The organism is Burkholderia sp. LS-044 (assembly GCF_004803625.1).
GTDB lineage: Bacteria > Pseudomonadota > Gammaproteobacteria > Burkholderiales > Burkholderiaceae > Burkholderia > Burkholderia cepacia.
This window is the reverse complement of the sequence record NZ_SSWO01000024.1, coordinates 1-13,911: the sequence shown is the minus strand read 5'-3', so window position 1 is coordinate 13,911 and position 13,911 is coordinate 1. Positions and strand designations below refer to the sequence as shown.

General features: G+C 66.0%; 15 protein-coding genes and 1 pseudogene. 12 read left to right on the top strand and 4 right to left on the bottom strand.

The window, feature by feature from the left end; genetic code table 11:
- Positions 1 to 5: 5 nt before the first annotated feature.
- From glmS to E9536_RS37155, 5 genes and pseudogenes are all read left to right on the top strand, one after another.
- A complete protein-coding gene (gene glmS, locus E9536_RS37175) occupies positions 6 to 1,823 on the top strand; it encodes a glutamine--fructose-6-phosphate transaminase (isomerizing) (RefSeq protein WP_027788952.1) in 1,818 nt (605 codons plus the stop codon).
- 157 nt (positions 1,824 to 1,980) lie between these two features.
- Positions 1,981 to 2,184, top strand: a pseudogene (locus E9536_RS37170) (type II toxin-antitoxin system RelE/ParE family toxin); the annotation flags it as partial.
- Complete coding sequence (locus tag E9536_RS37165; RefSeq protein ID WP_060199360.1) at positions 2,180 to 2,500, top strand: DNA-binding transcriptional regulator; 321 nt, start codon at positions 2,180 to 2,182, stop codon at positions 2,498 to 2,500. The pseudogene E9536_RS37170 and the gene E9536_RS37165, both read left to right, overlap by 5 nt.
- Before the next feature lie 82 nt (positions 2,501 to 2,582).
- Positions 2,583 to 3,038 (top strand): hypothetical protein, encoded by a 456-nt coding sequence (locus E9536_RS37160; protein ID WP_059695250.1) that lies wholly within the window; start codon positions 2,583 to 2,585, stop codon positions 3,036 to 3,038.
- Positions 3,038 to 3,256: a hypothetical protein gene (locus E9536_RS37155; RefSeq protein WP_021162109.1), complete on the top strand. Its 219-nt coding sequence runs from the start codon at positions 3,038 to 3,040 to the stop codon at positions 3,254 to 3,256. The genes E9536_RS37160 and E9536_RS37155 overlap by 1 nt, the downstream gene beginning before the upstream one ends.
- Before the next feature lie 109 nt (positions 3,257 to 3,365).
- On the opposite strand, the gene E9536_RS37150 is transcribed toward E9536_RS37155, so the two are convergent.
- Both E9536_RS37150 and E9536_RS37145 read right to left on the bottom strand, forming a co-directional pair.
- Positions 3,366 to 4,202, bottom strand: coding sequence for an FTR1 family protein (locus E9536_RS37150; protein WP_136472632.1), 837 nt, complete (start codon positions 4,200 to 4,202; stop codon positions 3,366 to 3,368).
- Between the two features lie 12 nt (positions 4,203 to 4,214).
- A complete protein-coding gene (locus E9536_RS37145) occupies positions 4,215 to 4,547 on the bottom strand; it encodes a cupredoxin domain-containing protein (protein ID WP_136472631.1) in 333 nt (110 codons plus the stop codon).
- A gap of 363 nt (positions 4,548 to 4,910) precedes the next feature.
- Between E9536_RS37145 and E9536_RS37135 the strand changes: the two genes are divergently transcribed.
- Positions 4,911 to 5,111, top strand: coding sequence for a heavy-metal-associated domain-containing protein (locus E9536_RS37135; RefSeq protein ID WP_021162112.1), 201 nt, complete (start codon positions 4,911 to 4,913; stop codon positions 5,109 to 5,111).
- Positions 5,112 to 5,173: 62 nt separating this feature from the next.
- Here the strand turns inward: E9536_RS37135 and E9536_RS37130 are convergent, their stop codons facing one another.
- A complete protein-coding gene (locus tag E9536_RS37130; protein WP_060350020.1) occupies positions 5,174 to 6,664 on the bottom strand; it encodes an aldehyde dehydrogenase in 1,491 nt (496 codons plus the stop codon).
- A 97-nt stretch (positions 6,665 to 6,761) separates the two neighbouring features.
- Positions 6,762 to 7,313, bottom strand: coding sequence for a cupin domain-containing protein (locus E9536_RS37125; protein WP_059490496.1), 552 nt, complete (start codon positions 7,311 to 7,313; stop codon positions 6,762 to 6,764).
- Positions 7,314 to 7,726: 413 nt separating this feature from the next.
- On the opposite strand from E9536_RS37125, the gene E9536_RS42290 reads away from it, so the two are divergent.
- The 6 genes from E9536_RS42290 to E9536_RS37095 all read left to right on the top strand — a co-directional run.
- Complete coding sequence (locus E9536_RS42290; protein WP_072437498.1) at positions 7,727 to 7,951, top strand: hypothetical protein; 225 nt, start codon at positions 7,727 to 7,729, stop codon at positions 7,949 to 7,951.
- A gap of 283 nt (positions 7,952 to 8,234) precedes the next feature.
- Positions 8,235 to 9,023 carry a gamma-glutamyl-gamma-aminobutyrate hydrolase family protein gene (locus tag E9536_RS37115; protein ID WP_136472627.1) on the top strand — a complete coding sequence of 263 codons (789 nt, stop codon included), beginning with the start codon at positions 8,235 to 8,237 and terminating at the stop codon, positions 9,021 to 9,023.
- 29 nt (positions 9,024 to 9,052) lie between these two features.
- Entirely contained in the window at positions 9,053 to 10,390 is a 1,338-nt protein-coding gene (locus tag E9536_RS37110) for a glutamine synthetase family protein (protein ID WP_027788944.1), read from the top strand.
- A gap of 37 nt (positions 10,391 to 10,427) precedes the next feature.
- Positions 10,428 to 11,861: an aspartate aminotransferase family protein gene (locus E9536_RS37105; RefSeq protein ID WP_136472625.1), complete on the top strand. Its 1,434-nt coding sequence runs from the start codon at positions 10,428 to 10,430 to the stop codon at positions 11,859 to 11,861.
- Positions 11,862 to 11,922: 61 nt separating this feature from the next.
- Complete coding sequence (locus E9536_RS37100) at positions 11,923 to 13,038, top strand: polyamine ABC transporter substrate-binding protein (protein ID WP_027788942.1); 1,116 nt, start codon at positions 11,923 to 11,925, stop codon at positions 13,036 to 13,038.
- A gap of 188 nt (positions 13,039 to 13,226) precedes the next feature.
- On the top strand, positions 13,227 to 13,911 hold a 685-nt coding region (locus E9536_RS37095), incomplete at its 3' end, for an ATP-binding cassette domain-containing protein (RefSeq protein ID WP_136472623.1).

Sequence of the window (13,911 nt, the reverse complement as noted above, 5' to 3'; positions counted from 1 at the left end):
CATTCATGTGCGGCATTGTCGGCGCAGTTGCGCAACGTAATATCGTTCCGGTGCTGATCGAAGGTTTGCGGCGCCTCGAATACCGTGGCTACGACTCGTGCGGCGTCGCCGTGCTCGAGCCGGGCGCGCCGAAGCGCGCGCGCAGCGTCGAACGCGTCGCCGATCTCGACGCGCAGGTGCGCGAATCGCATCTCGAAGGCACGACCGGCGTCGCGCACACGCGCTGGGCCACGCATGGCGCGCCCGTCACGCACAACGCGCACCCGATCTTCTCGTCGAACGCGCTCGCGCTCGTCCACAACGGCATCATCGAGAACTTCGAGCCGCTGCGCGAAGCGCTGCGCGCGAAGGGCTACGAATTCGTGTCGCAAACCGACACCGAAGTGATCGCCCACCTCGTGCACAGCCTGTATCGCGGCAACCTGTTCGACGCGGTGCGCGAAGCCGTGCAGCAGCTGCACGGCGCGTATGCGATCGCCGTGATCCACAAGGACCAGCCGCACACCGTCGTCGGCGCGCGACAGGGCTCGCCGCTCGTGGTCGGCCACGGCGACGGCGAGAACTTCCTCGCGTCCGACGCGCTCGCGCTCGCGGGCAGCACCGACCGCTTCACGTTCCTCGAGGAAGGCGACGTGTGCGAGCTGTCGCTCGACGGCGTGAAGATCGTCGACCGGGACGGCGCGCTCGCGCAGCGCGAGATCCGCGTGGTCAGCGCATACGGCGGCGCGGTCGAGCTGGGCCCGTATCGCCACTTCATGCAGAAGGAAATCTTCGAGCAGCCGCGCGCGATCAGCGATACCGTGCCGCAGACGGAAGCCTTCGACGCGACGCTGTTCGGCGACGCCGCGCCCGCCGCGTTCGCGGAGATCGACAGCCTGCTGATCCTCGCATGCGGCACGAGCTACTACTCGGGCCTCACCGCCAAATACTGGCTCGAATCGATCGCGAAGATCCCGACCCAGGTCGAGATCGCGAGCGAGTACCGCTACCGCGAATCGGTGCCGAATCCGCGCCAGCTCGTGCTGGTGATCTCGCAGTCGGGCGAGACCGCCGACACGCTCGCGGCGCTCAAGCACGCGCAGTCGCTCGGCCACACGCACACGCTCGCCGTGTGCAACGTCGCGACGAGCGCGATGGTGCGCCTCACCGAAATGCAGTTCCTGACGCACGCGGGCACCGAGATCGGCGTTGCGTCGACGAAGGCGTTCACGACGCAGCTCGTCGCGCTGTTCGTGCTGGCCGCGACGCTCGGCAAGCTGCGCGGTCACGTCGATGCCGCGCAGGAAGCCGGGTTCCTGAAGCAGTTGCGCCACCTGCCGGCCGCGCTGAACAGCGTGCTCGCGCTCGAGCCGCAGATCATCGCGTGGTCGGAGGAGTTCGCGCGCAAGGAAAACGCGCTGTTCCTCGGCCGCGGGCTGCACTACCCGATCGCGCTCGAAGGCGCGCTGAAGCTGAAGGAAATCTCGTACATCCACGCCGAGGCCTATCCGGCCGGCGAACTGAAGCACGGGCCGCTCGCGCTCGTCACGGAAGCGATGCCGGTCGTCACGGTCGCACCGAACGACACGCTGCTCGAGAAGCTGAAGTCGAACATGCAGGAAGTGCGTGCGCGCGGCGGCGAGCTGTACGTGTTCGCCGATGCCGACACGCAGATCGTCAACGACGACGGCCTGCACGTGATCCGGATGCCGGAGCATTACGGGCAACTGTCGCCGATCCTGCACGTCGTGCCGCTGCAACTGCTCGCGTATCACACCGCGTGCGCGCGCGGCACCGACGTCGACAAGCCGCGGAACCTCGCGAAATCGGTGACGGTGGAGTAAGGCGGGACGATCGGGACGGCCCCGCGAAGCCGTCCCGACCCCGTATCGGCCCGTATCGGCACGAAACAGGCCATTCGGGCAGGCCATTCGGCCAGGTCGAAATATGTACCACGTAGTGGCATATAATCCTATGCTGACCTGATCGGCCCGACGTGCCGGTAATCGGCAGCGCGGGATCGTGCCGAGCAAGGTCGGGCAGGTGCGGGTTTTCGTATTCCTGTTCGCCAAGCCCGACCGGGACGACATCGACGAACGCGAACGGCGTGCCTTCAGAAAGCTCGCCGCGAATGTCGGGCGCCGCGCCGGCGCCGATATCGCGACGCTGGTCACACTGAAAGAGCGGGTGGAGATTTGCAATGGCCAGGAGTCGATTCAAGAGCGACGCAACGGAGGCGACCCACAGCGCCGCGTCGGGCCTCTATCGTGCCGCGTTGATCGACAAGAAGACGATGCGCGAATACGACGATCTCCGCATCGAAGCCGCCCCGCGGTTCGATCCGGAAGCCATCGCCCGCATCCGCAAATCCGTCAATGTCAGCCAGAGCGTGTTCGCGCTTTACCTGAACACGACGACGTCGACGATCCGCCAATGGGAACAGGGCGACAAGCGGCCGAGCGGCATCGCCGCACGGATGCTCCAGATCGTCGAGAAACACGGGCTCGAGGTGTTCTCCTGAACCGGCCCCCCGAATCCCCCTGCACGGCCGCCCCCGCACCGGATACCGCGACGCGCCCCGCAACGAATATGACGGAGACACAATGGTAGTAAGACTCTTTGGATGCGGATTGCTGGCGCTGACGTTCGCGTCGACGGGCTGGGCCGCCGAGCACTACGTCGAAGTCTGGAACCCGCCCGAGGCGCGGCAGCCGGCCGCCCGCACGCCGGCCGCGCACACCGGCGCCGATGCTCGCGCCGGCAAGAGCGTGGAGAAGCACGCGAATGCCACGCCGAAAGCCGCGGTGAAACCGCACAAGCGCCGCGTCGCGCAGGCGGTGAAAGCCGGCTCGCATCGTCCGCCCGCCACCGCGGCCGAGACGCCGGCCGCTCCGCGCCCCGTCGCGCAGCCCGCACCGGGACGCCTGACGGTCATGCAGCCGGCTGCGCCCGATGCGCAGCACGCACTGAATTACTCCGACATCCCGCGGCAATACACACCGGACGGCAACGTGCTGCGCGTCGGCACGCACAACCGCTCCGCGGAGGTGACTCGATAATGGAAGCGCAAACCTACCACGGCTACCAGATCTGGGGCCACGCGATCCTGCAGCAGGACGAGATCCTGCAGCCCGAGCGCTTCGCGGCGAGCGGCACGATCACGCAGAACAACAAGCTGGTGGAGGCGTCCGGCGTGCTCGGCGTGTTCGACACCGAGGACGACGCGCGCGAAGCGGGGCTCGAATGGGCCCGCGCCTGGATCGACAGCCACCGCTGAGCGTGCGCAACCTGCGCGCCGTGATCGACGCCGGACACGAGTCGGCCGCGAGCCGGCAATGAAAAAAGGGGCGTCATCGACGCCCCTTTGTCATTCGAACCAGGACAACTCAAGCCGCGGCCCGTGGCGGCCGCACCGCCGCCTGCGGCCGGCCGACGAACCGTGCCAGCCCGACAATCGCGGCCAGCGTCGCGAAATACGCGACGATCTGGATGCCCGCCGGGCGCGCGGTGTAGCCGATCAGCGTATGCAGCGCCTTGCCGACGATGCTCGATTCCTTGAGCAGCCACGACGTATCCCAGACCGCATCGCCCCACGACGGCACGAGGCCTGCCGCGAGCAGGAAGCCGACGCACTGGCTGGCCATCCCCGCCGCGAGCAGCACGATCAGCCAGTTGGTGACGGAGAACAGGCGCTTCAGCGGAATCTGCAGCAGGCCCGCATACATCCCGTAGCCGAGCCCGGCGCCGCCGAGCACGCCGAGCAGCCCGCCGACGATCATCTGCGGTGTCTGTCCCGGATCGCCCGCCGCGATGCCGTACAGGAACAGCACGGCCTCGGAGCCTTCGCGCAGCACCGCGACGCCGACCACGATCGCGAGCCCCGTCAGCGGCTTGCTGCCGGCCGCGACGGCACGCCCGACCGCGGTCATCTGCATCGCCATCTCGCGACCGTGCCGGCTCATCCAGATGCTGTGCCATGCGAGCATCAGCGTCGCGACGAACATCACGCCCGCGTTGAAGACCTCCTGCCCCATGCCGGACGCCCATTGCGAGATCACGTCGGCGAACGCCGCGATCAGGCCGGCGCCGATCACGCCGCCCGCCAGCCCGCCGCCGACCCACCAGCCGCGCCGCGGCACGCCTTTCGTCGCGGCCATCACGATCGACACCACCAGCGCGGCCTCGAGCACTTCACGAAAGACGATCAGGGCAGTCGACAGCATGTCCGTATCCGCTTACTTGACGGTCAGCTGCGTCTTCGACTGCGCTTCGTGATACTCGTCGTGGAACTCGTAGGTTCCGGCCTTCAGCGGCCCGACCAGGATCTCCACCGACTTGCCGGCAGGCACGACCTTCTCCGCCTTGAAATCGTCGCTCTCGAATTCGGCGGGCGTCGCGTCGAGGTTCTTCACGACGAACTTCACCTTCTTGCCGGCCGGGATCGTCACGCCGTCCGGCGAAAACTTGTGATCCTTCAGGGTCAGGTTGACGACATCGTCGGCCGCGAATGCGGACGTTGCCGATGCGCCCAGCAGCACCAGCGAAAAGCCGAAAGCAAAACGGTTCATGGGGGTAACGAATTGGAATATCGAAGGGAGCTGATACTAAGATCGATTCGCATTTCCAACTCGCGTACCCTTACTGGCGACATGGTGATCGTGCTCCATGGAGCGCCGCCGCGCCTTGCCCGGCAAGGCATCCGCCACGCTTCGCCCGGAACGCTTCACCGTCAATCGGGACAAGTGCCGAATGACGTCAAAAGCCCGCCCGCCATTCATCAGACATCACCTTTACAACACGCTGTCGCCGCACTACCGTCGTCACACAGGAGCCGCGACACGGATCTTCGTCGACACGCGTACGCTTGACCTTCCCACCGTGGCAAGCTTCATGCTGTCGATGCTTGTCAATCGTCAACTCAGGAGAACACGATGGAATTCGAAGTCCAGGACATGACCTGCGGCGGCTGCGCCAATGCAATCACGCGCGCGGTGACGGCCGCCGATCCCGCCGCGAAGCTCGACATCGACGTCGCGGCGAAGATCGTCAAGGTCGAGTCGGCGCAAGGCGCCGAGCGCGTGCAGTCGATCATCGAAGCCGCCGGCTTCCACCCCGCGCTGCGCACCGCATAACTTACGCACAACGCGAGCGCGGGCACACGCCGTACGGCGCTGCGCCCGCGCCCCGCAGTGCATCAGCGCAGCCGGATCAGCGTCGACTTCAGTTCGGTGTACTTCTCGAGCGCGTGCAGCGACTTGTCGCGGCCGTTGCCCGACTGCTTGTAGCCGCCGAACGGGAAGTTCATGTCGCCGCCCTCGTCGTAGCAGTTCACCCAGACGGTGCCCGCGCGCAGCCGGCGCGACACGTCGTGCGCGGTCGTCAGGTTCGACGTCCACACGGCCGCGGCCAGCCCGTACTCGGTATCGTTCGCGATCCGCACAGCCTCGTCGACGTCGTCGAACACGATCACCGACAGCACGGGCCCGAAGATTTCCTCGCGTGCGATCCTCGCATCCGGCTTCACCTCGAACACCGTCGGCTCCACGTAGAAGCCGCCCGTTTCCGCCTTCACGCGCGCACCGCCGGTGACGAGCCGGCCCTCGCTGCGCCCGGCCTCGATATAGCCGAGCACACGCTCGAGCTGGATGCCGTCGACGATCGCGCCCATCGACACCGACGGATCGAGCGGATTGCCGGGCACGTACGCACGCGCGGCCGCGACGAGCTTCTCGATGAACACATCCTTGATGTCGCGATGCACGAGCAGCCGCGAGCCGGCCGTGCACATCTCGCCCATGTTGTAGAAGATCGCGCCGGCGGCCGCCTGCGCCGCGCGGTCGAGATCGGGACAATCGGGCAGCACGATGTTCGGCGACTTGCCGCCGAGCTCGAGCCACGCGCGCTTCAGGTTCGACTGCGCGGCGTACTGCATGATCAGCTTGCCCACTGCCGTCGAGCCGGTGAATGCGATGCAGTCGACGTCGCGATGCAGCGCGAGCAGCTTGCCGGGCTCGCCGGCCCCCGGTACGACGTTGAACACGCCCGCCGGAATGCCGGCTTCGTACGCGAGCTGTGCGACGCGGATCGCGGTCAGCGGCGATTTCTCCGACGGCTTCAGCACGACGCTGTTGCCGGCCGCGAGCGCGGGGCCGAATTTCCATGCGGCCATCAGGATCGGGAAGTTCCACGGCACGACGGCGGCCACCACGCCGACCGGCTCGCGCGTGACGAGACCGACGAGATGATGATCGGCCGGCGCGACCTCGCCGCCCACCTTGTCGATCGCTTCCGCGAACCATTCGACGCAATACGCGGCGCCCGGCACGTCGACCGTCGTCGTGTCGCCGATCGGCTTGCCCGCGTCGAGCGTTTCGAGCAGCGACAGCTCGTCGAGGTGCTCGCGCATCAGCGCGGCCCAGCGCAGCAGCACGGCCTTGCGCGCACGCGGGTTCAGCCCGGCCCACACGCCTGCGTCGAACGCGCGACGCGCCGCCGCGACGGCCGCGTTCACGTCGGCTTCGCCGCAATCGGCGACCTTCGCGAGCACGCGGCCGTCGATCGGGCTCACGCAGTCGAACGTCTTGCCGCCGTGCGCGTCGCGCGACGCGCCGTCGATGAATGCGCGCCCTTCGATCTCGAGCGACGCCGCCTTGTCCTGCCAGTCAGCCAAAGTCAACTTGTTCATCAGGATGCCTCAGTTTTTTGGCATTCGCGATGCGACGCGCCGCTGCGCGTGACGCGCAGCCGGCCGGCAGCGAATGCGGTGATGCGCGGTCGGGAGGTCAGAAGGTCGCCGGCGAATTGGCCGAGACGACCTCGCAGATCAGGTCCGCGCTGGGATTGCGAAAACGGTGCGGCAAACGGCTTTCGAAGTAATAGCCGTCTCCGGGGTCGAGCAGCCACGTCGCGCCGTCGACGGTCAGCTCGAGCCGGCCCGACACGACGACACCGCCCTCGTGCCCCGCGTGCACGAGCATCTCGGGCCCCGTATCGGCGTGCGGCTGGTAGACCTCGCGCAGGATGCACATGTTGCGGTCCTTCACGCTCGCGCCGACCAGATGAAACGCGAGCGTGTCGTTGCCGAGGTTCGGCATCTCGTCGCGGCGCGACACGACCGAACGCGATTCGACGAGCTCGAACGTGAAGAACTCCGCGAGACTCATCGGGATACATTCCAGCAGCTTCTTCAGCGAGCCGACCGACGGGCTCACGCGGCCCTGTTCGATCAGCGAGATCGTGCCGTTGGTCACGCCGGCCCGCTTCGCGAGTTCGCGCTGCGACAGGCCATGCTTGTTGCGCACGAAACGCAGGCGCTCGGCGACTTCGGTGGACATCGATTCGGTTTCGGACACGATAGGTGCGATGACAAAGTGAAACGACGCAGTGAACAGCCGTTGAATATTCTAATCACTTTATGCCGCACATCAGCGGGGAAAACCCTGAAAGGCGTTCGAAATAATGAACACCCCGTCGATTATTCCGTTTGCGAATCTTTTGTTTGCACTGCTCGGGAAAGCCCTGATGCAACACCGTTAAAAAACATTTGACGCCGTTTTTGGCTCGTATATGCTGGCTCTCAGGTTCGCGTCATCAAGCGTTCATCGGCAGCAAAAAGCGTTATTGCAACGCAAAAATTGATGCCCTTCGATGTAAATGACGCGTAACCGGCGCCTTGATTATTTTAAACGCCCAGTGCGTCGAAACGGTCGGGTGTTCAATACTTTCAACAACCCAGTCGAGTGTAATCGTGAGAGTCCGTGGCCCTCTGGTGAGGTGGGATCGAAGCGTGGCGCGAAGTTCGCGCAGCGCGGCATCCCCTTCCGATGGCAGTTGCGGCTGGCATAGTCCTCGCCTGCAGCATCTGTCGATCTACACCATCCTTTCCCGTCGTTCCGTTCGGCGCCACAACGCCGTTTCCGCACGCGCATTCGTCGCCGTCGATACCGACGAAGTGGCGTCGCTGCTGCCGTAGCGCCTCTCCTTTCTTTACGTCGTTCGTTTCGTCTGCTGATTCGCCAACCGCATGGTCCATGCGGTGACGGAACGCGTTCGCGCATTCGTTGCCGCGTCGCGTATCGCAATGAAACGAACGACGGCCTGATCGTCGCGCGCAGCGCGGATCGCCACGCCATCCCGTTGCGCCCATTCACCAGCGGCCTTGCGCTTTGCGCCAGGCTGCGGGGCTGTTGCACGCCGGCGTTTCGCCACATCCGGCAAGACATACGCGACAACCCTCCGGATAACTGATTGACGTCATGGAAAGAAGGAAACCACTCGTCGGCATCACCGCCGACCTCACGCAGATCGGCGCACACGCGTCGCATACGGTCGGCGACAAATACGTCGCCGCGATCGTCGACGGCGCGCAGGCGCTCGCGATGGTGCTGCCCGCGCTCGGCGAGCGCCAGTCGGTCGACGACATCCTCGACACGGTCGACGGCCTGCTGTTCACCGGCAGCTACTCGAACGTCGAGCCGCACCTGTACGGCGGCGAACCGAGCGCACCCGGCACGAAGCACGACCCGGCCCGCGATGCGACGACGCTGCCGCTGCTGCGCGCGGCGATCGCCGCGGGCGTGCCGGTGCTCGCAGTCTGCCGCGGCTTCCAGGAGCTGAACGTCGTCTGCGGCGGCACGCTGCATCAGCGCGTGCATGAAGTGCCGGGCTTCGCCGATCACCGCGAGGACGACGACGCGCCGATGGACACGCAATACGGCCCCGCGCACGTCGTGCGACTGACGCCCGGCAGCAAGCTGCACGCGCTCGCCGGCGGCCGCGACGAAGTGCGCGTGAACTCGCTGCACAAGCAGGGCATCGCGCAGCTCGGCTCCGGCCTCGCCGTCGAAGCCGTCGCGCCGGACGGCCTGATCGAAGCCGTGAGCGTCGTCGATGCACCGGCTTTCGCCCTCGCCGTGCAGTGGCACCCGGAATGGCGGCATGCGCAGGACCCGCTGTCGAGCGCGATCTTCCGCGCCTTCGGCGATGCCTGCCGCGCGCGCCGCGCCGCCCGCACGTGCGCCACGGCCGCCGCCGCGCTCGCCTGAGCGCGCCGACCCAACCAACGAGAACAGACATGCAAGACATCGAAGATTTCCTGAAGCAGTACCGGATCACCGAGATCGAAGCGATCATTCCCGACATGGCCGGCATCGCGCGCGGCAAGATCACGCCCCGCAACAAGTTCACGTCCGGCGAATCGATGCGCCTGCCGCAAGCCGTGATGGTGCAGACCGTCACCGGCGAATATCCGGAAGACGGTTCGCTGACCGGCGTGACCGACCCCGACATGGTGTGCGTGCCCGACACGTCGACGATCCGCCTGATTCCGTGGGCCGTCGACCCGACCGCGCAGGTGATCCACGACTGCGTGCACTTCGACGGCTCGCCGGTCGAGATCTCGCCGCGCTACGTGCTGCGCCGCGTGCTCGACCTGTACAAGGCGAAGGGCTGGAAGCCCGTCGTCGCGCCCGAGCTCGAGTTCTACCTGGTCGACATGAACAAGGACCCCGACCTGCCGCTGCGTCCGCCGGTCGGCCGCACGGGCCGCCCGGAAACGGGCCGCCAGTCGTATTCGATCGAGGCCGTCAACGAGTTCGACCCGCTGTTCGAGGACATCTACGAGTACTGCGAATCGCAGAACCTCGACATCGACACGCTGATCCACGAAGTCGGCGCCGCGCAGATGGAGATCAACTTCATGCACGGCGACGCGCTGTCGCTGGCCGACCAGGTGTTCCTGTTCAAGCGCACGGTGCGCGAGGCCGCGCTGCGTCACAACATGTACGCGACGTTCATGGCCAAGCCGATGGAAGACGAACCGGGTTCGGCGATGCACGTGCACCAGAGCATTGTCGACGAGGAAACGGGCCAGAACCTGTTCACGTCGCCCGAAACCGGCGGCGCGACGTCGATGTTCTACAACTACCTCGCGGGGCTGCAGAAATACACGCCGGCGCTGATGCCGATCTTCGCGCCGTACATCAACTCGTATCGCCGCCTGTCGCGCTTCATGGCCGCGCCGATCAACGTGCAGTGGGGCTACGACAACCGCACGGTCGGCTTCCGCATCCCGCACTCGGGCCCGTCGGCGCGCCGCATCGAGAACCGGATTCCGGGCGTCGACTGCAACCCGTACCTCGCGCTCGCCGCGACGCTCGCGGCCGGCTATCTCGGCATGACGCAGCGCCTGGAACCGACCGAGCCGCTCGTCAGCGACGGCTACGACCTGCCGTACCAGCTGCCGCGCAACCTCGAGGAAGGGCTGACGCTGATGGCCGCGTGCGAGCCGCTCGGCGAGATCCTCGGCCACAAGTTCCTGAAGGCGTATTTCGCGCTGAAGGAAACCGAATACGAAGCGTTCTTCCGCGTGATCAGCTCGTGGGAACGCCGCCATCTGCTGCTGCACGTCTGAGCGTGCACACAACCGAATACGGAAACACGGAGGAAACATGACGTACCGCAACGAATCTGCCTGGATCCAGCCCGCCGCGCCGGCCGCCTCACCGCGCACGACGCAGGCGCGCTCGACCGCCGAATACCGCGCGCTCGACGCCGCGCACCACATCCACCCGTTCTCGGACATGGGCGCGCTGAACCGCGCGGGCAGCCGCGTGATCGTGAAGGCCGACGGCGTCTACCTGTGGGACTCGGACGGCAACAAGGTCATCGACGGGATGGCCGGCCTCTGGTGCGTGAACGTCGGCTACGGCCGCAAGGAGCTCGCCGACGCCGCGTATCGCCAGATCCAGGAACTGCCGTTCTACAACACCTTCTTCAAGACCACGCACCCGCCGGTGATCGAACTCTCCGCGATGCTCGCGGAAGTCACGCCGAAGGGCTTCAACCACTTCTTCTATTGCAACAGCGGCTCGGAAGGCAACGACACCGTGCTGCGCCTCGTGCACCAGTACTGGCGCGTGCAGGGCCAGCCGCAGAAGAAGTACGTGATCTCGCGCAAGAACGGCTACCACGGCTCGACGATCGCGGGCGGCACGCTCGGCGGGATGGGCTACATGCACGAGCAGATGCCGTCGAAGGTCGAGCACATCGTGCACATCGACCAGCCGTATTTCTTCGGCGAGGCGGCGGCCGGCGAAACGCCGGAAGCGTTCGGCCTGGCCCGCGCGCAGCAGCTCGAGGCGAAGATCCTCGAACTCGGCGCGGAAAACGTCGCGGCGTTCATCGGCGAGCCGTTCCAGGGCGCGGGCGGCGTGATCTTCCCGCCGTCGACGTACTGGCCGGAAATCCAGCGGATCTGCCGCAAGTACGACATCCTGCTGGTGGCCGACGAAGTGATCGGCGGGTTCGGCCGCACCGGCGAATGGTTCGCGCACCAGCACTTCGGCTTCGAGCCGGACCTGATCACGATGGCCAAGGGCCTCACGTCGGGCTACGTGCCGATGGGGGCCGTCGGCATTCACGAGCGGGTGGCGCGGCCGATCATCGACAACGGCGAATTCAACCACGGCCTCACGTACTCGGGCCACCCGGTGGCGGCAGCCGTCGCGGTCGCGAACCTGAAGCTGCTGCGCGACGAAGGGATCGTCGAGCGCGTGAAGAACGACACGGGCCCGTACTTCCAGGCGCTGATGCGCGAGACCTTCGCGCGTCACCCGATCGTCGGCGAAGTGCATGGCCACGGCCTCGTCGCGAGCCTTCAGCTCGCCGAGGCGCCGGCCGAACGCCGTCGCTTCGCGAACGGCGGCGACGTCGGCACGATCTGCCGCGACTTCTGCTTCAACGGCAACCTGATCATGCGTGCGACCGGCGACCGGATGCTGCTGTCGCCGCCGCTCGTGATCTCGCGTCAGGAAATCGATGAACTCGTATCGAAGGCGAAAAAAGCAGTCGATGCAACCGCCCAGCAACTGGGTATTTCGTAACGGTTTTGCCTACAGGCGTGCGGCGGGCGCCGCACGCCGCCATAACCAGGGGAATTCCACCATGCGTGCCTGCTTTCTTCGCCAAGCCTGTTCCGTTGCCGCCCTTGCCGCCGCGGCCGCGTTTACGTCAGTCGCCAGCCCGTCGGCGCATGCCGAGGACCTGAACGTCTACAACTGGTCCGACTACATCGCACCGGACACGATCCCGAACTTCCAGAAGCAGACGGGTATCCACGTCAAGTACGACAACTACGACAGCGACGACACGCTTCAGGCGAAGCTGCTTGCCGGCAGTTCGGGTTACGACATCGTCGTGCCGACGTCGAACTACATGGCCAAGCAGATCCAGGCCGGCGTGTACCAGAAGCTCGACAAATCGAAGCTGCCGAACCTCGCGAACCTCGACCCGCTGCTGATGAAGATGATCTCGGACGCCGATCCGGGCAACCAGTACGGCGTGCCCTGGGCCTACGGCACGGACGGCATCGGCTACAACGCGCAGGCGGTGAAGAAGGCACTCGGCGACAAGGCGCCGGTCGACAGCTGGGCGCTGGTGTTCGACCCGGCCAACATGGAAAAGCTGAAGAGCTGCGGCGTGTCGTTCCTCGACCAGGCCGTCGACGTGTTCGCCGCGACGCTGCAATACATGGGCAAGAACCCGAACAGCACCAACCCCGGCGACTACCAGGCCGCGTTCGAAGTCCTGAAGAAAGTCCGCCCGTACATCACCCAGTTCAACTCGTCCGGCTACATCAACGACCTCGCGAACAACGACGTGTGCGTCGTGCTCGGCTGGTCGGGCGACGTCGGCATCGCGCATCGCCGCTCGGCCGAAGCGAAGCGCTCGTACGACATCAAGTTCTCGAACCCGAAGGAAGGCGGCCTGCTGTGGTTCGACGTGATGGTGATCCCGAAGGATGCACCGCACCCAGAGGCCGCCCTGAAGTGGATCAACTACGTGTCCGATCCGAAGGTCAACGCGGCGATCACCAACACGGTGTTCTACCCGACCGCGAACAAGGCCGCGCACCAGTTCGTCACGCCGGCCGTCGCGCAGGACCCGACCGTCTACCCGCCCGAAGACGTGCTGAAGAAGATGGTGCTGATGAAGCCGATGCCGGCCGACATCCTGCGCCTCGAGAACCGTCTGTGGGCCCAGCTGAAGACGGGCCACTGATCGCGAAGCATTCCGGCGGCGCAGGCATCGCTTCACGCCTGCCCGCCTGAGATCCGCGGACCTCCATCCGCCCGCGCGCGCCGCGCGCACTGTTCCATCCGGCACGAGCCGTTGTCCGTGAGTCGCATAACGCGCCTCGCGCGGGGACGCTCACGCCTGCAATCCGTGAAGAACGAATGGTGAATCCCATGCAATCGATACCCTCTTCCGCTGCTGCACGACAGACCCAACCGGCCCCCGCAGCCCGTACGCAAAACGACGCCTTCGTCCGCATCGAAAACGTCGTGAAGAAATTCGGCGACAGCACGGCCGTCGACAACGTGAACCTGACGATCGCGAAGAACGAGCTGTTCGCGCTGCTCGGCAGCTCGGGCTGCGGCAAGTCGACGCTGCTGCGCATGCTTGCCGGGCTGGAAACGGCCACCTCCGGCAAGATCTTCGTCGACGGCGAGGACCTCGCGTCGCTGCCGCCGTACCGCCGCCCGGTCAACATGATGTTCCAGTCGTACGCGCTGTTCCCGCACATGACGGTCGAATCGAACGTCGCGTTCGGCTTGAAGCAGGAAGGCACGCCGAAGAACGAGATCCGCGAGCGCGTGGCCGACGCGCTCGCGCTCGTGCAGATGAGCAAGTACGCGAAGCGCAAGCCGCATCAGCTCTCCGGCGGCCAGCAGCAGCGCGTCGCGCTCGCCCGCTCGCTGGTCAAGCGCCCGAAGCTGCTGCTGCTCGACGAGCCGATGTCCGCGCTCGACAAGAAGATCCGCCAGAAGACCCAGCTCGAACTGGTGAACATCATCGAGAAGGTCGACGTGACCTGCGTGATGGTCACGCACGACCAGGAAGAAGCGATGACGATGGCGAGCCGCCTCGCGG